We start from the raw sequence: 17,120 nt of genomic DNA, 5'->3' as shown, positions 1-17,120 counted from the left end.
GTCCGTCATGAGGTTCGGGAACTGGGACGTGCGGCCGCTCGGCGGCTGGATGGGCTGCCTGATGATGATCGCCGTGTCGATCCTGCTGTCCGTGCTGCTGACCGTCGTCATCAACCTGCTGCTGTAGGGCGGGGACGCGCCCGGCGCGCCCCCGCCGGGGCGTCACGTCAGCGGTGCTCGCCGCAGGTCCCAGTAGCCCGTCGCCGGCCGCATGCCGAACGACCTGTTGAGGCCGAGCACGGCCTCGTTCGTCTCGTGGTTGTGCGTCACCACGGACCGGCCCCCCGCGCGGCGGGCGCGCAGGAACGACTCCGTCTTCAGCGCGCGGGCGACGCCCCGCCGCCGGTACGAGGCGTCGACCCCGGTGAACATCGTGTACCAGGCCCCCTCCTCGGTCCGTGGCGCCACGACCGTGACGCCGATGGCGAGCGGCGCGCCCTCCTCCGGCTCCTCCGACTCGGCCAGCAGCAGGATGGCGTCGGCCGGGAAGTAGTCGCGCGCCTGCTCGGGGTCGGCGCTCTGGTCGCTCGGCAGGCCGGGCATGCAGCGAAGGGCGCACTCCAGCACGGTCTCCGGCTCCATCGCCATGTCGGTCCGGCGGATCCTCACCCCGGCCGAGCGGGCCGCCTCGCGGGCCTGCGCCTCGAGGGCGGCGCCCTCGGCGACGAGGTCGAAGCTCCATCCCAAATTGTCGCCCTTCACCGCGAAACCCCGCCGCTCGGCGAAACGCCGGCCGTCCGTCCGGTCGTCACGGAGATGACAGGACGCCGGGAGCGTCTCGTGCGCGAGCCGCTCGTCCAGCAGGTCCGCCAGCGCGCCGCCCAGTCCTCGCCCGCGGTACGGCTCGGCCACCGCCACCAGGGTGATGAGCAAACCGGGGAAGACGGGGTCGCTCGACAGGAGCGCCGCGCCGGCGATCCCGCCGTCCCGTTCCGCCACGAAGGCGTGGCCGTGCCGGCCGGCCTCGGCGGCGGCCAGCTGCAGGGCCACGTGGTGCGGGACGCCCGTGGCGCTCGTCAGCATCAGAAGGTCGGTCGCCGGACCGATGTCGTCTCGGCGCACGGAACGAAAAGCAAAATCGGAAAAAACAGACATAGCGCGCATTTTTGCACGGACGGGATCGCCCGCCCGGCGGGAGGTCCCGTCCGTACGCAACCGGCGCTTCGTGGTGCGGTCTACCGGGGCCGGCGCCGTCACCGGCCCGGACTGTGCCGGTGACGGGCTCGGTGGTCAGACGCCGGTGGCCTTGGCGTAGTCGGTCATGCGGCCGGAGAAGTCGTAGATGACGACCTGCTCGTCGCCGACCACCCAGGCGTCGTGTCCGGGCGGGCAGTCGAAGACGTCGCCCGGGCCGACCTCGGATTCGGCGCCGTCCTCCATGCGGATGCGCATGCGCCCCGCCACGACGAACGCGGAGTGGTGGATCTGGCAGGAGTCCGTGCCGCTGATCTCACGGAGCGACTCCGACCAGCGCCAGCCGGGCTCGTACGTGGCCACCGCGAACGTCAGGCCGCTGAGGTTGCACAGCTCCAGATGGCCCCTCGGGAAGTCACGGCGTTCGTCCGGCTTGTCGATGCTCTTGACCTCGATCATGACGTGCCCCCTTCCGTCACTTCCAGTCTCGCACCGGCCCCGGCCGCGATGAACCCCGTGCGGGTCCACCTTTACGCCCAAGGGCCCACCCCAAAAAGGAAGACGCTCAGTCGGCGGGACATGGCTCCGTTTCCCCCACCTCAACCGTCTCAGGGACAGACAGTCGAATTCGCCCACGAGCCGAGTGATTCCCCTCTGATGACGAAGGGTGACAACCGGATGCATCCCCATGCGCTATTCAGCCGCGCACGTCGGCACGGCTGGGAGATCGAGGCCGACCGCTCTTCCTCTGAGATCGTGGTGACGCTGCGTCGTGATGTGTGGAGGCTGGAGGTCGTCTTCTCCGGCCGAGCCCCCCGGTACGCCACCATCACGGGGCCCGGCTTCTCGGAAGGCCCGTCCGTCAACCTGCGAGCGATCAACGGGTTAGTGCGCTGTGATCCCGGCCGGATCGGCGTGGTGGCCGAGGCGGCGGTCGCCGGCAGGGCGCCTGCCCGCGAAGAGGTGGGCCACACGGGTACGGAGCCATGAGAAGGCGATCTCCCAAGGTCCTCGTCCGCCGCTAGTCGCGGCGTTCGACGGCGTACGTGGACTGCACGACACCCGCCCCGAACGTCCGGGTGGACACGTGCACGAGCGGGACGTCGCCGCCCACCGGCCCGAACAGCGGCAACCCCGACCCGATCAGCACCGGCGCCGTCGTGATCGTCATCGTGTCGATCAGCCCCTCCCGCAGGAACGTCCGGATGACCTGGCCGCCGTCGACGTACACGCCCTTGGCGCCGCGTTCGGTGAGGCCCTTCAGGCAGGAGCCGAGGTCACGGTAGACGGTGATGCGCGGGTCGGCGCCCTCCTCCAGGGTGGTGCTGAGCACGGCGCAGTGCCGGCCCTCGTGCGGCCACGTCTCGAAGGAGAGCCCCGCCTCGTACGTGCCCCGCCCGGTCACGACGGCGTCGATGCCGGAGATGAACGCGTCGTAGCCGAGGTCGCCGCCGGCCGCCTCACCCCGGCTCACGAGCCACTCGAGGTCGCCGTCCTCCCGCGCGATGAACCCGTCGAGGCTGACGCCGATGAACACGGAGCAGGTGAACGGTACGGACATACGTTCCTCCCAATTAGTAAACGTCGATTCGTTTACTAACCTACCGACCCCGAGCCGGATTTGTAAACGCCGATTCACCATCCCGGAGGGCGGTCGCGCTCGTGAGCCGCGCTGACGGCGAACGGCGCGCCGCCGTGCGGCGCGCCGTTGCCGTGCCCGGTCTCTTACGACAGGTCGTACGTCCAGCCGGGCAGCCCGGGCATCGGGCCCGGAAGCGGCCGGGCGCGCAGCGGGGCGGCCTCGGACGGCGGCACGGCCTCACACCGTGCCCCCTCGGCCGGGACGGTGAGCGAGGTCAGGTACGCGTCGATGGCCTCGGTCGGGCAGGGGCCGCGGCCGTAGACGCCGTGTCCCCAGCCCTCGTACGTGAGCAGCCGGGCCTCACGGCCGATCTGCCGTGCCGCGTTGACCGCCCACGGGTAGCCGGTGGCGGGGTCGTGCAGGGCGTTGCCGAGCAGCAGCGGGGGAGTGCCGGACACCCGCAGGCGGTGCTGCGGGTTCGGGATCGGGGCGGGCGTGCCGAGGCAGGCCGCCGTGATCGGGTGGGCCGCCGCGCTGACCAGCATGTCCGGGGCGATCCTGGCCGACCGCTCCAGCAGCCGTGCCCATTCGCGGTGGTCGCGGACGGGCAGCAGCCAGTCCTGGCAGAAGATCCGGGTGGGGTCGTTGATCACCTGCTCCTGCCCGCGGGCGGCGGCCGGCGGCGTCACGATCGGCCGCGCCGTGCCCGCACCGCTCTCCAGGGCCGCCAGCAGCTCGGCCAGCTGCTGGTACGCCGGCCCGTAGAACGCCCCGAACGCCTGCGAGACGAGGGTCATCCTGGTGAGCGGGACACCGGGAGCGCCGGGGAACTCCAGCTCGCCCCGGTCGGCGCGGGCCAGCAGCTCCTTCCACACCGCCCGCACGTCGCGCCCGTGCAGCGCGCACGCGGCGGTCGCCTCGCACCAGGAGACGAACTCGTCGAAGGAGTCCTGCGCGGTCCACGCCTCGGTGTCGAGGAACGCCTTCGTGCCGAGGCTGTGGTCCATGTTGCTGTCGAGCACGAGGGCGCGCACCCGGCGGGGGTGGCGCTCGGCGTACAGCTGGCCGATGAGGGTGCCGTACGAGATGCCGTAGTAGGTGAGCTTGTCGTCGCCGAGGGCGGCGCGCAGGGCGTCGAGGTCGCGGACGACGCTGCCGGTGTCGACGTGGTCGTAGAGAGCGCCCGTGCGCTGCCGGCAGTCCTGCCGGTAGCGCTCGTTGAAGGCCAGCAGCGCGTCGAAGGCGGCCTGGCTGTCGATGGACAGCGTGTCGGGGGCCTGCCTGGCGAGCTCCGCCGAGCACAGGATCGGGTGGCTGCGGGCCACCCCGCGCGGGTCGAAACCCACGACGTCGAAGCGGCTGGTGAGCTCCGGCGTGAAGCCGAGCCCGCCGAGGACGGCGTTCACCCCGGATCCGCCGGGGCCGCCCGGGTTGATCACGAGGGAGCCGATACGGGCCCCGGGGTCGGTGGCCTTGCGGCGGGCGACGGCGAGCTCGAACGTCTCGCCGTCCGGCTCGTCCCAGTCCACGGGAACGGTGAGGGTGCCGCACTCGGCCGTGGCGTCCTCGGGGCATGGGGCCCACGCGATGGACTCGGTCGCGGCGAAGGCGGGGACCGCGGGCAGGAGGGACAGGGTGAGGGAGCCTAAGAGGCCGAGGATCAACGCTGTTCTTCGCATATCACGCCCAATCATCGGGAAAACCCGATCATTGAGCAGAAGGCATGACAGGTCCATCCGACTCAAGGATGACTTCCGGGTCATCCTCAAGATGTGTGGTGTGACAGATGCTTTGGCCGGCCGGAAAATCTGACGGCGCACCGACGTGGGTAAGATGCGCGCATGAGCACCCAGCGACCCGAAGCGACCCCTGAGGAAACCTCCCGCGATGCGGGGGAGAACTTCGGCTGGACGCTCGGGGTGCTGCTGCGCGCCTACCAGAGCTCCGTCGTCTCCGTGATCGGCGACTTCCCGCACGGGCCGCGCGGTTACCAGACGCTCGCCGCCGTCGTGGGCGGCGACCACCCGACCCAGCTCGCCCTGGCCGCCCATCTCGGCATCGACAGGACCGTGCTGACGTACCTGATCGACGACCTGGTCCGGGCGGGTCTGGTGGAGCGGCGGCTCAACCCCGCCGACCGCCGCCGGCGCCGCATCGTGGCCACCCCCGAGGGCGAGCGCGCCTTCCGTGAGCTGGAAGGGCGCGTCCACGAAGCCGAGGACGCCCTGCTCGGCACGCTCTCGCCGGCCGAACGGGCGACGTTCCGGAGGCTGCTGACGCGCGTGGCCTGCGACGTCCGCGACGTCGAGCCCGCCAAGGACCCGTGCTCCGTGGCCGAGGAGATGCTCTCCGACGGCACCCGCCGCTGACCCGGATGGCCAGGCCGGAATAACCGGGCGGAACCTGCTGTTCTGCCGATCGTCTGGCATTGGATATTCTTCGGGAAAACATATCTGTCCCTGTGCGGGGCGGAGGAGGAGCGAGCATGCCTGACTACGGCCACGACCTGCTGTTCGGGTCGTTCATCACCCCGGCGAACGCCGCGCCGCAGGACGTCGTCGCCTTGGCGCAGGAGTCGGAGGCGGCGGGGCTCGACCTCGTGACCTTCCAGGACCACCCGTACCAGGCGGCCTTCCTCGACACCTGGACGCTGATGTCGTACGTCGCCGCGCGGACGGAGCGCGTCCGCCTGTCGGGCAACGTCGTCAACCTGCCGCTCCGCCCGCCCGCCGTGCTCGCCCGCGCCGCGGCCAGCCTCGATTTGCTCAGCGGGGGCCGGTTCGAGCTGGGCCTCGGCGCCGGCGGTTTCTGGGACGCCATCGAGGCCATGGGCGGCCGGCGGCTGACCCCCGGCCAGGCCGTGGACGCGCTGAGCGAGGCCATCGACGTCATCCGCGGGCTGTGGGACACGGCCGACACCTCGCGCTTCCGGGTGGACGGCACGTACTACCAGGTCGCCGGGGCCAAACGCGGCCCGGCGCCCGCCCACGACATCGGCATCTGGCTGGGGGCGTACAAGCCGAGGATGCTCCGGCTCGTCGGGTCCAAGGCCGACGGGTGGCTGCCGTCGCTGTCGTACATGGAGAGCCTGGACGCGATTACCGAGGCCAACGCGATCATCGACGAGGCCGCGGCCGGGGCCGGACGGGAGCCCGCGGCGGTCCGCCGCCTGCTCAACGTGTCCGGGCGGTTCGGGGCCGCGGGGGACCGGCTGCTGTCCGGGCCGCCGGAGCAGTGGGCCGAGCAGCTCGCGGTGCTGACCCTGGAGTACGGCTTCTCGGCGTACATCATGATGGGCGACGATCCGGCAGCGATCCGGACGTTCGGCGGCGAGGTCGCCCCGCTCGTCCGCGAGCTGGTGGCCAAGGAGCGCAGCGCGCGAGGATCGGCGCGTTGATCATGGATTACGGTCATCCCCTCCGCTTCGGCGTCCTGCTCACGCCCGGCGAGCCCGCCGGGCCCGGGGCGCTGGAGGACCTCATGGACCTGGCCCGGCTGAGTGAGGAGCTCGGCTACGACCTCGTCGCCTTCTCCGGCGGGCCCGCGCAGGCCGACCCCTGGACGCTGGCGAGCTGGGCCGCCGGCCGGACGAGCCGCGTCCGGCTGCTCGCCGCGCCCGCGCCGGACGGCAACCCCGCCGTCCTGGCGCGCGCCGCGGCCAGCCTCGACCTCCTCGCGGACGGCCGGGTCGACCTGGCCCTCGCCCCCGCAAGGGATGCCGGCGCCGTGGGGGAGGCGATCGACGTCATCCGGGGGATGTGGTCGGCCTCCGAGCGGTCGCCGCTGTACGTCGAGGGGAAGCACCACCGGGTGGCGGGCGCGGATCGGGGCCCCGCTCCGGCCCGGACCGTCCCGCTGTGGATCGACGGGGCCGACCCCGCCCTCCTGCGCCTGGCCGGCCAGAAGGCCGACGGCTGGACCTCCCCACGCGCCCTCGGAACCCCACCGGCCTCGCCCGGCGACACCGCGGTGGAGGAAGCGGCCGGCCCCGAGGCCGCCCCTGCGGCGGCCGGACTCGCGACGGAAGGCCCCGCGGCGGATCGCTCCGGGGCGGACGGTGCATGGCTCGGTGAGTTGGTGGCGGCGCAGGACGTGATCGACGCGGCGGCGGCCGAGGCGGGGCGCGACCCGCGTGAGATCCGCCGCCTGGCCCGCATCGCCGGCCGCTTCACCCCCGCCCGCGGCGGCTTCCTGGCCGGCCCGCCCGAGAAGTGGATCGCCGACCTCCTCCCGCTCGTCGTCGACGCCGGGTTCGCCACGTTCGTACTGGAGGCCGGCGACCCGGAGACCTTGCGGCGCTTCGCCGCGGAAGTGGTCCCGGCCCTGCGCACGGCCGTCGGGCGCGAGCGCCGGGCCCGCGGTGTCGTGGAGTCCGCGCCGGCGCGCAGCGCGTTCGTGCGGAGCAAGCGCCGCGAGGGCATCGACTACGACGCCGTCCCCGCCTCCCTGGCCGCCACGGCCGTCGAGCCGGGAGACGCCGCGTACGCGCGCGTGCGCTCGACCTACCTGCGCGGCGGCTCGCCCGGCCTGGTCCTGCGTCCCGGCACCCCGGCCGAGGTCGGCGAGGCCATCCGCTTCGCCCGCACCCAGCCGGTGAAGCTGTCGATCCGCAGCGGCGGCCACGGCATCAGCGGCCGTTCCACCAACAACGGCGGCATCGTCATCGACGTCTCCCGGCTCAACACCATCGAGGTCCTCGACAAGGAGACCCGCCGGGTGCGCATCGGACCGGGCGCCCGCTGGAGCGACGTCGCCGCGGCGCTGGCCCCGTACGGGTGGGCGCTCAGCTCCGGCGACTACGGCGGCGTCGGCGTCGGCGGCCTGGCCACCGCGGGCGGCATCGGCTGGCTCGTCCGCGAGCACGGCCTCACCATCGACCACATGCGCGCCGTCGAGATGGTGCTCGCCGACGGCTCCCAGGTGCGCGCCGACGAACACGACAACCCCGAGCTGTTCTGGGGCGTACGCGGCGCGGGAGCCAACTTCGGCATCGTCACGTCGTTCGAGTTCGAGGTCGACGAGGTGGGGGACGTGGGATTCGCCCAGTTCGTCCTGGACGCCACGGACACCGCGGACTTCCTGGAACGCTGGGGAGCCGCCATGGAGGCCGCGCCGCGCGACGTGACCAGCGCCGTCATCCTCGGCCGGCCCCGCCCGGGGCAGCCGCTCATCGCCCAGATGATGGCGGTCGTCGACTCCGACGACGCCGACACGATCGTCAGCCGGCTGCAGCCCCTCGCCGCGACCGCGCCGCTGATGGACTACTCCATTCAGGTGCTGCCGTACGCGGCGGTCATGCACGTCCCGCCGGGCACGCACGACGCCCAGGGGGAGCCGGTGACCCGCGCCGCGCTCGCCGACCACCTCACGCCCGAGCTGTCCGCGGCGGCGGCGCGGCTGGTCCGCAGCGGCCTGACGTACTTCTTCCACATCCGGTCGGTGGGCGGCGCCGCCTCCGACGTCGCCCCCGACGCGACCGCCTACGCGGGCCGCTCGGCGAACTTCCAGCTCGTCGCGTTCGGCCACAACCGCAGGGACCTCGACCCCGCCTGGGACGCCCTGCTGCCGCACTTCTCCGGCCAGTACATCAACTTCGAGACCGACCGGCGCCCCGAACGCGTGCGCGAGGCCTACCCCGGCGACACCCTGCGGCGCCTGCGCGCGCTCAAGCGCCGCTACGACCCCGGCAAGGTCTTCCGCGACAACTTCGCCATCGACCCGGCCGAGGACGATGTCACACCCGGCGCAGCAGCAGGGTGACGAAGCCGAGCACGCCCCGGTAGCCGCGCAGCCACATGTCGCGGTGGCCGCGGGCGGCGGCCAGAGCGGCCTCGCCGTCCGGTCCCGGGTGGTCGAGCGCCCAGGAGGTGAGGGTGCCCGTCCACGACCACTCGTACGCGTCCCACTCGCCGGGGGTGCTGGTGTGGCCGTGGACGGCGGCGAAACCGGCCTCCTCCATGGCCTCCACCGTGCCCGCCAGGTCGGCGAAGTCGCCGGGCTTGGCGTCCATCAGGCGAAGGGCCTCCGGCGTGGGCGGCCGTTCCCAGAAGCCCTCGCCGACCAGGGCGAGGCCGCGCGGGCCCAGGTGGCGGCGGACGGCCGCGAGGGTCGGCGCCAGCCCGCCGAACGCGTGCGTCGCCCCGACGCACAGCACCAGGTCGTACGGCTGTTCGGCGGTGAAGTCCGCGGCGGGGACACGGTGCAGCCGGAGCCGGTCGGAGACGCCGCGGCGGTCCGCTTCATGGGCGGCGGCGGCGAGGGCCGTCTCCGAGACGTCCACCCCGTCGGCGGTCGCGTCGGGGTAGCGGGCCAGCGCCCTGGTCAGCCAGGCGCCCTCGCCGCAGCCGAGGTCGAGGATGCGCGCCCCGCGCGGCGGCTTCGCCCGGGCGAGCAGGCGTTCCACGGAGGTCTCGCTGAGGGGCCCGGCGATCGGATGGTCGCCGTGAGCGATGTGACTGATCGACTCTCGTTCCATCCCCGCGACTATTCCGGACGGTACAGAACCCATCAACGGATTTTCCGGTCCTCCGTCCCGCGTCCGGTCAGGAGGGCGTCGATCGCGGCGTCGCCGGTCGGCGGGGTCAGGCGGGTGGGGGCGCCGGCGGCCACGAGGACGGCCACCGTGCCGGGGTAGTCGCCGTCGGCGGCACGGTTGTGGCGCAGGCCCCATAGGGCGCAGTCCAGCGGGGTCGGGCCCTCCTCGTCGAAGGCGCGGTCGTGGAGGTCGGCCCCGCGCTCGACGAGCAGCCGCACGGTCCGCGCCCGGCCGTGCATGGCGGCCTGGTCCAGCGGGGTGAAGTTGCTCCAGCCGCGGGTGTCCACCGCCATGCCGGCGTCCAGCAGCGTCCGCACCACCTCCGTGCGGCCCAGCTGGGCGAACTGCCCGAGCAGCCAGCCGGAGCCGCCGCCCGGCACGCCGAGCACCGGCGGGGGAGCGGCCGGCAGGCGCGCGGACTCGCCGCGCGCCACCGCCAGCACCGCCGCGTCCACCGCGTCGAGCTCCGCCCGCGCGCCGCGCTCGGCCAGCAGTTCGTACGCCGCCAGGTGCCCGCAGCGGGCGGCCAGCGCGAGGGGGCGGCGGCCGACGTCCCAGCGGTCCCACGGCAGGTTCACGTCGGCGCCGGCGTCCAGCAGCATCGTCAGGACGGTCGTGCCGCGGCCCCGGGCGATCGCGTGGTGCAGGGCGCGGCAGGCGTTCACGTCGGCCCCGTGGTCGAGGAACCAGCGCAGGCCCGCCGCGTCCTCGAAGTCCAGTTTGCGGACGATCAGGCGTTCGAAGCCCGGCCGGTGGAGCAGGTCGAGGAACGCGCCGCCGGAGTGCTCGCAGGCCCGGTAGAAGGCGTCCTCGTCCGGCGGCGCGCCGTACTCCAGCAGCAGGCGGACGAGGGCCAGGTCGCCGCGCGCCACGGCGTCGAACAGCGCGCTGCGCCTGCTTTCGCCGTTCTGCTCGACGGTGTGGCAGGCGGGGTCGGCCCCGGCGTCGAGCAGGAGGCGTGCGCACGCGCGGATCCGCTCGGCCGGGCCGGTGCCGTGCCGCAGCAGCGTGAGCAGCGGCGCCAGCCCGCCGACCGGCTCCGTCGCGGCCCCCGGCCGGGCGGCCAGCAGCGCCGCGAGCGCGTCGGCGTCGGCCAGGGCGAGCGCCCGCTCGACGCCCCGCAGGCCCGTCGCGCGTACGTACGCCACCAGCCTCGGCCAGCTGGGGAAGCCGTGGTCGCGGGCGAGGTCGAACTGCGCCCGGCTCAGCGGCACGCCACGGGCGCGCGCGAGCGCCTTGGCCTGCTTGCGCAGGTGCTCCAGGGAAGGGCGCTGGGGAAGGTCAGGCACGGCGAACCTCCGTCTGCCCGTGTCCGCGTCCGCGGGCCGAGGTCCGTCGACCAGGTGTGCGGTGTCGCCGGTGGGATCGTCCCTGCCCCGCGGACTGGATGCGCCCGGCTGCGCACCGTGGAGTCTACCGGAGAGCCGCCCGGGGCGTGATCACGCGTCTGCGAGGCCATGATGCCGATTGAGGGCGCGGATGCCGATTCCAAGGGGCTTCTGCGGTGGATTGTGCGAGGGTAGGGTGGTGTGCTGTGACGACGTTCAGGATCAGCGAGGCGGCTGCGCTGCTCGGCGTCAGCGCCGACACCGTGCGCCGGTGGGTCGACTCCGGGCGGCTCGCGGCCGAGCGTGACGAGCACGGCCACCGGCGGGTGAAGGGCGCGGACCTGGCGGTGTTCGCCCGATCGCAGGTCGAGTCGCCGGAGAGCGGGCGGTCCTCGGCCCGCAACCGGCTGCGCGGCATCGTCACCGACGTGCTGAAGGACGCGGTGATGGCGCAGGTGGAGATCGCGGCGGGGCCGTACCGCGTGGTGTCGCTGATGAGCCGGCAGGCCGCCGACGAGCTGGGGCTGGAGCCGGGCGTGGTGGCCGAGGCCGTGATCAAGTCCACCAACGTCGTGGTCGAGGTCCCCGGTCGCGAGCGCGCGGGGAGCGCCTCGTGAGGCGCCTCCTGCTGACGGTCCTCGCCGCGGCGCTCGTCCTCGCCGGGTGCGGGGCGGAGCCGTCAGGGGCCGGCGGGAAGGTGACGGTGTTCGCGGCGGCGTCGCTGACCGAGAGCTTCACCCGGCTCGGCGAGGCGTTCGAGGCCGCGCATCCGGGCACGGCGGTGACGTTCAACTTCGGGTCGAGCGCCACCCTCGCCCAGCAGATCGTGCAGGGCGCCCCGGCCGACGTGTTCGCCGCGGCCAGCCCCGCCACCATGCGCACGGTCACCGACGCCTCCCTGGCCGATGAGCCGGTCACGTTCGCGCGCAACAAGCTGGAGATCGCCGTCCCGGCCGGAAACCCGGCGAACGTCCGGGTGCTCGCCGACCTGGCCGATCCGGGGGTGAAGGTCGCCCTCTGCGCTGAGCAGGTGCCGTGCGGGGCCGCCGCCGCCCAGGCGCTCGAGGCCGCCGGGGTGCGGCTCACGCCGGTGACGTTGGAGCAGGACGTCAAGGCCACGCTCACCAAGGTCCGGCTCGGTGAGGTCGACGCGGCGCTCGTCTACCGCACCGACGTGCCGGCGGCGGGTGGCGAGGTGCTCGGCATCCCGTTCCCCGAGGCCGACCGGGCGGTCAACGACTACCCGATCGTGGTGCTCGGCGACGCGCCCGCGGGCGACCTCGCCCGGCGGTTCGTCGAGCTCGTGCTCTCGCCGCAGGGCAAGGACGTGCTGGCCAAGGCCGGATTCGAGGCCCCATGACGACGACCTCCCCGACCGGCCCCGCCCGAGGTGGCGGGCGCGTCGTCGCCGGGCGGTTGCCGTGGGTGCTCGTGGTGCCCGCGCTGCTCGGGCTGGCCTTCCTCGTGCTGCCGCTGGCCGGGCTGCTGATCCGCGCCCCCTGGCCGACGCTGCTGCAGCGGCTGGCCGAGCCGCAGGTCCTCGAGGCGCTGCGGCTGTCGCTGGTGACGGCCACCATCGCCACCGCCGTGTGCCTGCTGCTGGGCGTGCCGCTCGCCTGGTTGCTCGCCCGCGTCGACCTGCCCGGCAGGCGCGTGGTGCGGGCGCTGGTCACCGTGCCGCTCGTGCTGCCCCCGGTCGTCGGCGGCGTGGCGCTGCTGCTCGTCCTCGGCCGGCGCGGGCTCGTCGGCCAGTGGCTGGAGTCGGCGTTCGGCGTCACCCTGCCGTTCACCACCGCGGGGGTGGTCGTCGCGGAGGCGTTCGTCGCGATGCCGTTCCTCGTCATCAGCGTGGAGGGCGCGCTGCGCGCGGCCGACCAGCGCTACGAGGAGGCCGCGGCCACCCTCGGCGCCTCCCGCTGGACGGTCTTCCGTCGCGTCACGCTGCCGCTCGTCGCGCCCGGCATCGTGGCCGGGGCGGTGCTGTGCTGGGCGCGGGCGCTCGGCGAGTTCGGAGCCACGATCACGTTCGCCGGGAACTTCCCCGGCACCACCCGCACCATGCCGCTGGCCGTCTACCTCGCCCTGGAGACCGAGCCGGAGGCCGCCATCGTGCTCAGCCTCGTCCTGCTCGCCGTCTCGGTCGTCATCCTGGCCAGCCTGCGCGACCGGTGGGTGAACGCCGCATGACCGCATCCGGCCTGCGCGCCCGGCTCGTCGTCACCCGGCCCGCGTTCCGGCTCGACGTCTCCTTCGAGGCCGCCCCCGGCGAGGTCGTCGCGCTGCTCGGCCCCAACGGCGCGGGCAAGACCACCGCCCTGCGCGCCCTGGCGGGCCTCACCGGTCTGGCCGAGGAGGGGCACATCACCCTCGACGGCCGCCCCCTGCACACCGAGCCTCCCGACCGGCGGCCCATCGGCATGGTGTTCCAGGACTACCTGCTCTTCCCGCACCTGTCCGCCCTCGACAACGTCGCCTTCGGCCCGCGCTGCCGCGGCGCCTCCAAGGCCGAGGCCCGCCGTGTCGCCGCCGACCTGCTCGAACGCGTCGGCCTGGCCGCCCACGCCGCCGCCAAACCCCGCCGGCTGTCCGGCGGTCAGGCGCAGCGGGTCGCCCTGGCCCGCGCGCTGGCCGTACGGCCGCGGCTGCTGCTGCTCGACGAGCCGCTCGCCGCGCTCGACGCGCACACCCGGCTGGAGATCCGCTCCCGGCTGCGCCGCGACCTGGCCGGGTTCGACGGGGCCACCGTGCTCGTCACGCACGACCCGCTCGACGCCATGGTGCTGGCCGACCGGCTGGTCGTGGTCGAGGACGGCGCCGTCGTCCAGCAGGGCGAGCCGGCCGAGGTGGCCAGGCGGCCCCGTACGGACTACGTTGCGCGGCTGGTCGGGCTCAACCTGTACCGGGGGACGGGCGACGGGGTCCGCGTCAAGGTGGGCGAGCTGCTGTTCAGCACGATCGAGCAGGTGGACGGGCCGGCGTTCGTGGCGTTCTCGCCGGCCGCCGGGGCGCTCTACCGCACCCGGCCCGACGGCAGCCCGCGCAACCTGTGGCAGGCCGCCGTCGAGGGCGTCGAACGCCACGGCGACAACGTACGGGTCCACCTCGGCGGGCCCATCGCCGCGTTCGTCGACATCACGCCCGCCGCCCTCGCCGACCTCGACCTGAGCCCCGGCCGGCAGGTGTGGGCCGCGGTGAAGGCCACCGAGACCCACGCCTACCCGGCCTGACCTCAGGCCGACCTCAAGCAGCGGCCTCCTCGCGGGTGGCGGGCAGGCCCAGCCGCTCGGTCGGCACCCGGTACGTCTCCCGAGCCGTGGCCACCGCGACGGCGCTGATCGCGCAGAGGATGGCGGTGAAGATGCCCACGCCGACCCAGCCCTGCAGGCCCAGCCAGCCCTCCGGCGAGACGATGCCCGCGGCCGAGGCCACCGCGAACCCGGCCACCGCGAAGCCGATCTGGGTGCCGATCGCCATGCCCGACAGCCGCACCTTCGTGCTGAACATCTCGCCGTACAGCGCCGGCCAGATGCCGTTGGAGGCGCTGTAGACGACGCCGAGCGTCAGGATGCCGACCAGGAAGACCAGCGCGTAGTTGCGCGAGTTGATCGCCGCCAGGTAAGCGAAGATCATGATCGGGCTGCCGATCGCGCCCACGAGGAAGACGGGCTTGCGGCCGATCCGGTCCGACAGCCGCGCCCACAGCGGGATCGCGACCAGCGCGACGGCGTTCGCGGCGATGCTCACCCAGAGCATCGTGGCGTTGTCGAGGCCGATCTCGTCGCTGGTGGCGTAGTTGAGCGCCCACACCGTGAAGATCGTGCTGACGGTGGCGATGAGCGCCGCGCACACCACGCGCACCACACTGCGCCAGTGGTCGCGGAACAGCACGGCCAGCGGCATCCGCGGCACGGTGCCCCGGGCGACCTCCTCCTCGAAGGCCGGGGTCTCCTCCAGCCGCCGGCGGATGATCCAGCCGACCACGGCGACGGCCACGCTCAGCCAGAACGGCACCCGCCAGCCCCAGCTCAGCAACTGCTCCTCCGGCAGCGCCGCCACCGGGATGAACACGAACGTGGCCAGGATCTGGCCGAACTGGGTGCCGTTCAGCGTGAAGCTGGTGAAGTAGCCGCGCCGGTCGGCGGGGGAGTGCTCCAGGGTCATCGAGTTGGCGCTGGCCTGCTCGCCCGCCGCCGACAGGCCCTGCAGGATGCGCAGCAGCACCAGCAGCGTGGGCGCGAGGTTGCCGATCTGGTCGCGGGTGGGCAGGCAGCCGATGAGGAACGTGGAGACGCCCATCAGCACCAGCGTGAACACCATGATCTTCTTGCGGCCGAACCGGTCGCCCACGTGACCCAGGATGAACGCGCCCACGGGCCGGGCGGCGTAGGCGACGCCGAAGCTGGCCAGCGACTGCAGGGTGGCGGTGGCCGGGTCGGAGTCGTCGAAGAAGACCCTGCTGAAGATCAGCGCGGCGGCGCTGCCGTAGATGAAGAAGTCGTAGTACTCGAGAGCGCTGCCGATCCAGGCGGCGACGGCGGCCTTGCGGGGGGTGCCCCGGCTCAGGGGGGTGTCCGGTGAGCTGTCGGTCACGGTTGCTCTCCTCGGTGAGCGTGGTCCGGCGGCCCCCGACGCGCCGTTTACCTGCGTTTTACGAACTAGATAGTTAATTAACGTTGCGGCAATGCTGCAGGGCCGTGCGGCGGCTGTCAAGGGACCGGGCCGCCGTACGGCGCCGCGGGCGGTCATTACTATGGGCGGATGACCTCGCAGCCGGCCACCCAGCACGCCACCCAGCCGGCCGGCGGCCCGCGCCGGCGTGACGCCGAGCGGACCCGGGCGGAGATCCTCGCGGTCGCGCAGAGCGAGTTCGCCCGCCACGGATACGCCGGGGCGCGGGTCGACGAGATCGCCGAGCTGATGCGCACGACCAAGCGCATGATCTACTACTACTTCGGCAGCAAGGAGCGCCTCTACATCGCGGTGCTGGAGAAGGCGTACTCCGAGGTGCGGGCCGTCGAGCGCACGGTCGACGTCGAGCACCTGGCGCCCGTCGAGGCGATCCGGACGCTGGCCGAGCTGACGTTCGACCACCACGACGCCCACCGCGACTTCATCAAGCTCGTCGCCATCGAGAACATCCACCAGGGCGAGCACATCCGCAAGTCGGAGGTGCTCGCCAACCTCGGGGCGCCGGTACTCGACCTCATCTCGCGCATCCTCGAGGCCGGGCGGGCCTCGGGCGACTTCGTCACCGAGGCCGACGCCATCGACGTGCACATGATGATCAGCGCGTTCTGCTTCTTCCGGGTGGCCAACCAGCACACGTTCGGGGCACTGTTCGGACGCGACATGGCCGCCCCCGAGCATCGCGAACGGCTGCGCCGCATGGTGGGCGAGATGACCGTGGCCTACCTCCGCGGCGCCTGACGGTCACGTCAGGGCGTCGAGGGCCCGGTCCACGTCGTCGGTGGTCGTGTAGACGTGGAAGCCGGCGCGGACCTTGCCCGCCCGCACGGCCGCCCTGATCCCGGCCGCCTCCAGGCGTTCGCCTGGGGCGTCGACCGACACGATGGCGGTGTCCGACGGCTCCAGGCCGAGGCCCGTCCTGAAGCGGTTGGCCAGGGCCACGTCGTGCTCGTGGATCCGTTCGACGCCGATCTCGTTGAGGAGTTCGAGGGCGGGGGCCGCGCCGACGTAGGAGAACCAGGCGGGCGACAGGTCGAATGCGCGCGCGTCGCCGGCCAGGCGCAGCGGCGGGCCGTAGTAGGAGCCGCCCTCGTCGGCGCCGCCGTACCAGTTGGCCGCCAGCGGGCGCATCCGCTCGCGCAGGCCCGGCGACAGGTAGCCGAACGCCGCGCCGCGCGGCGCCATCAGCCACTTGTACGCGGCGCAGGCCAGCGCGTCCACGCCCGTCACGTCCACGGGCAGCCAGCCGCACGCCTGCGAGCCGTCGGCGATCACCAGCGCGCCGTGGGAGCGGGCGGCGGCGACGATGTCGGCGAGCGGGGCGACGTACCCGGTGGCGGACTGCACCAGGCTGAACGCGACGGCGGCGGTGTCACGCGTGATCGCGTCGGCGAGACGGTCGGCGGGCACCGTACGGACACGGGCGCTCACCATCCACGGGAACAGGTTGCTGGTGAACTCCTCCTCCGGCACCACGACCTCGGCGCCCGCCGGCAGGGCGGTGGCCACGACGGACATGATCTGCGAGACCGTCGAGCTGATCATCACGTCGGCGGGGTCGGCCCCGACCAGGCGGGCGAACGCGGCACGGGAGCGCCCGACGGAGGCGTCCCACGGTTTCCAGTCGCTGCTCCCGTGCCGCCACTGGGTCAGTGCGGTCTGGAGCTCCTCGAACGCGTGGCGTGGGGGGATGCCGTAGGAAGGGGTGTTCAGCCAGCCCGGGTCGGCGTCCCAGAGCTTGACGGCCGTGGCGATGTCCATGCGCCCACCCTAGGCAGCCCACCGCCCCTTCACGAGATCGCCTCAGCCCGGGGCATCCGGCGCGGTGCCCAAACCCTGCCTCTTATACACATCT

Annotated in this window: 16 protein-coding genes and 1 pseudogene; 9 read left to right on the top strand and 8 right to left on the bottom strand. The window is 73.4% G+C overall.

Features of this window, described 5'->3' with window-relative positions; genetic code table 11:
- Positions 1-162 precede the first annotated feature (162 nt).
- Positions 163-1,023: a GNAT family N-acetyltransferase gene (locus tag C1J01_RS02735; protein ID WP_181448538.1), complete on the bottom strand. Its 861-nt coding sequence runs from the start codon at positions 1,021-1,023 to the stop codon at positions 163-165.
- Between the two features lie 207 nt (positions 1,024-1,230).
- Positions 1,231-1,593 carry a cupin domain-containing protein gene (locus C1J01_RS02730; protein WP_111175598.1) on the bottom strand — a complete coding sequence of 121 codons (363 nt, stop codon included), beginning with the start codon at positions 1,591-1,593 and terminating at the stop codon, positions 1,231-1,233.
- A gap of 198 nt (positions 1,594-1,791) precedes the next feature.
- Here C1J01_RS02730 and C1J01_RS02725 point away from each other — a divergent pair, with 198 nt between their 5' ends.
- Positions 1,792-2,124, top strand: a complete 333-nt coding sequence (locus tag C1J01_RS02725) for a hypothetical protein (protein ID WP_111175596.1) — start codon at positions 1,792-1,794, stop codon at positions 2,122-2,124.
- Between the two features lie 31 nt (positions 2,125-2,155).
- Here the strand turns inward: C1J01_RS02725 and C1J01_RS02720 are convergent, their stop codons facing one another.
- Both C1J01_RS02720 and C1J01_RS02715 read right to left on the bottom strand, forming a co-directional pair.
- On the bottom strand, positions 2,156-2,695 hold the full coding sequence (locus tag C1J01_RS02720; RefSeq protein ID WP_111175594.1) for a dihydrofolate reductase family protein: 540 nt from the start codon (positions 2,693-2,695) through the stop codon (positions 2,156-2,158).
- Positions 2,696-2,859: 164 nt separating this feature from the next.
- A complete protein-coding gene (locus C1J01_RS02715) occupies positions 2,860-4,395 on the bottom strand; it encodes an alpha/beta hydrolase (protein ID WP_111175592.1) in 1,536 nt (511 codons plus the stop codon).
- Between the two features lie 162 nt (positions 4,396-4,557).
- Between C1J01_RS02715 and C1J01_RS02710 the strand changes: the two genes are divergently transcribed.
- From C1J01_RS02710 to C1J01_RS02700, 3 genes and pseudogenes are all read left to right on the top strand, one after another.
- Positions 4,558-5,085 carry a MarR family winged helix-turn-helix transcriptional regulator gene (locus C1J01_RS02710; RefSeq protein WP_111175590.1) on the top strand — a complete coding sequence of 176 codons (528 nt, stop codon included), beginning with the start codon at positions 4,558-4,560 and terminating at the stop codon, positions 5,083-5,085.
- 116 nt (positions 5,086-5,201) lie between these two features.
- Positions 5,202-6,104, top strand: a pseudogene (locus C1J01_RS02705) (LLM class flavin-dependent oxidoreductase); the annotation flags it as partial.
- A gap of 11 nt (positions 6,105-6,115) precedes the next feature.
- Positions 6,116-8,476, top strand: coding sequence for an LLM class flavin-dependent oxidoreductase (locus C1J01_RS02700; protein WP_111175586.1), 2,361 nt, complete (start codon positions 6,116-6,118; stop codon positions 8,474-8,476).
- Here the strand turns inward: C1J01_RS02700 and C1J01_RS02695 are convergent.
- A complete protein-coding gene (locus C1J01_RS02695) occupies positions 8,451-9,191 on the bottom strand; it encodes an SAM-dependent methyltransferase (RefSeq protein WP_111175584.1) in 741 nt (246 codons plus the stop codon). The two genes, C1J01_RS02700 and C1J01_RS02695, sit on opposite strands and share 26 nt — an antisense overlap.
- A gap of 32 nt (positions 9,192-9,223) precedes the next feature.
- Positions 9,224-10,540, bottom strand: a complete 1,317-nt coding sequence (locus tag C1J01_RS02690; protein WP_220039710.1) for an ankyrin repeat domain-containing protein — start codon at positions 10,538-10,540, stop codon at positions 9,224-9,226.
- A gap of 245 nt (positions 10,541-10,785) precedes the next feature.
- On the opposite strand from C1J01_RS02690, the gene C1J01_RS02685 reads away from it, so the two are divergent.
- Genes C1J01_RS02685 through C1J01_RS02670 form a run of 4 tightly spaced genes read left to right on the top strand, consistent with a single transcriptional unit; the run spans position 10,786 to position 13,806 of the window.
- Complete coding sequence (locus tag C1J01_RS02685) at positions 10,786-11,196, top strand: TOBE domain-containing protein (protein ID WP_111175582.1); 411 nt, start codon at positions 10,786-10,788, stop codon at positions 11,194-11,196.
- Positions 11,193-11,939: a molybdate ABC transporter substrate-binding protein gene (gene modA / locus C1J01_RS02680; protein ID WP_111175580.1), complete on the top strand. Its 747-nt coding sequence runs from the start codon at positions 11,193-11,195 to the stop codon at positions 11,937-11,939. The genes C1J01_RS02685 and modA overlap by 4 nt, the downstream gene beginning before the upstream one ends.
- Positions 11,936-12,766 carry an ABC transporter permease gene (locus C1J01_RS02675; RefSeq protein WP_111175578.1) on the top strand — a complete coding sequence of 277 codons (831 nt, stop codon included), beginning with the start codon at positions 11,936-11,938 and terminating at the stop codon, positions 12,764-12,766. The genes modA and C1J01_RS02675 overlap by 4 nt, the downstream gene beginning before the upstream one ends.
- On the top strand, positions 12,763-13,806 hold the full coding sequence (locus tag C1J01_RS02670) for an ABC transporter ATP-binding protein (protein ID WP_111175576.1): 1,044 nt from the start codon (positions 12,763-12,765) through the stop codon (positions 13,804-13,806). The genes C1J01_RS02675 and C1J01_RS02670 overlap by 4 nt, the downstream gene beginning before the upstream one ends.
- Positions 13,807-13,819: 13 nt before the next feature.
- On the opposite strand, the gene C1J01_RS02665 is transcribed toward C1J01_RS02670, so the two are convergent.
- The gene (locus C1J01_RS02665; RefSeq protein WP_220039709.1) at positions 13,820-15,169 is read right to left on the bottom strand and encodes an MFS transporter; all 1,350 of its coding nucleotides are present in this window, start codon (positions 15,167-15,169) and stop codon (positions 13,820-13,822) included.
- A gap of 168 nt (positions 15,170-15,337) precedes the next feature.
- Here C1J01_RS02665 and C1J01_RS02660 point away from each other — a divergent pair, with 168 nt between their 5' ends.
- Positions 15,338-16,006 (top strand): TetR family transcriptional regulator, encoded by a 669-nt coding sequence (locus tag C1J01_RS02660; protein WP_111175572.1) that lies wholly within the window; start codon positions 15,338-15,340, stop codon positions 16,004-16,006.
- Between the two features lie 3 nt (positions 16,007-16,009).
- Here C1J01_RS02660 and C1J01_RS02655 read toward each other — a convergent pair whose 3' ends face one another.
- A complete protein-coding gene (locus C1J01_RS02655) occupies positions 16,010-17,026 on the bottom strand; it encodes an aminotransferase class V-fold PLP-dependent enzyme (RefSeq protein WP_111175570.1) in 1,017 nt (338 codons plus the stop codon).
- Positions 17,027-17,120: the final 94 nt, after the last annotated feature.

The organism is Nonomuraea aridisoli, from assembly GCF_003236395.1.
GTDB classification, from domain to species: domain Bacteria; phylum Actinomycetota; class Actinomycetes; order Streptosporangiales; family Streptosporangiaceae; genus Nonomuraea; species Nonomuraea aridisoli.
Note: the sequence above shows the minus strand (reverse complement) of the source record. Positions and strands in the feature narration are given on the sequence as shown.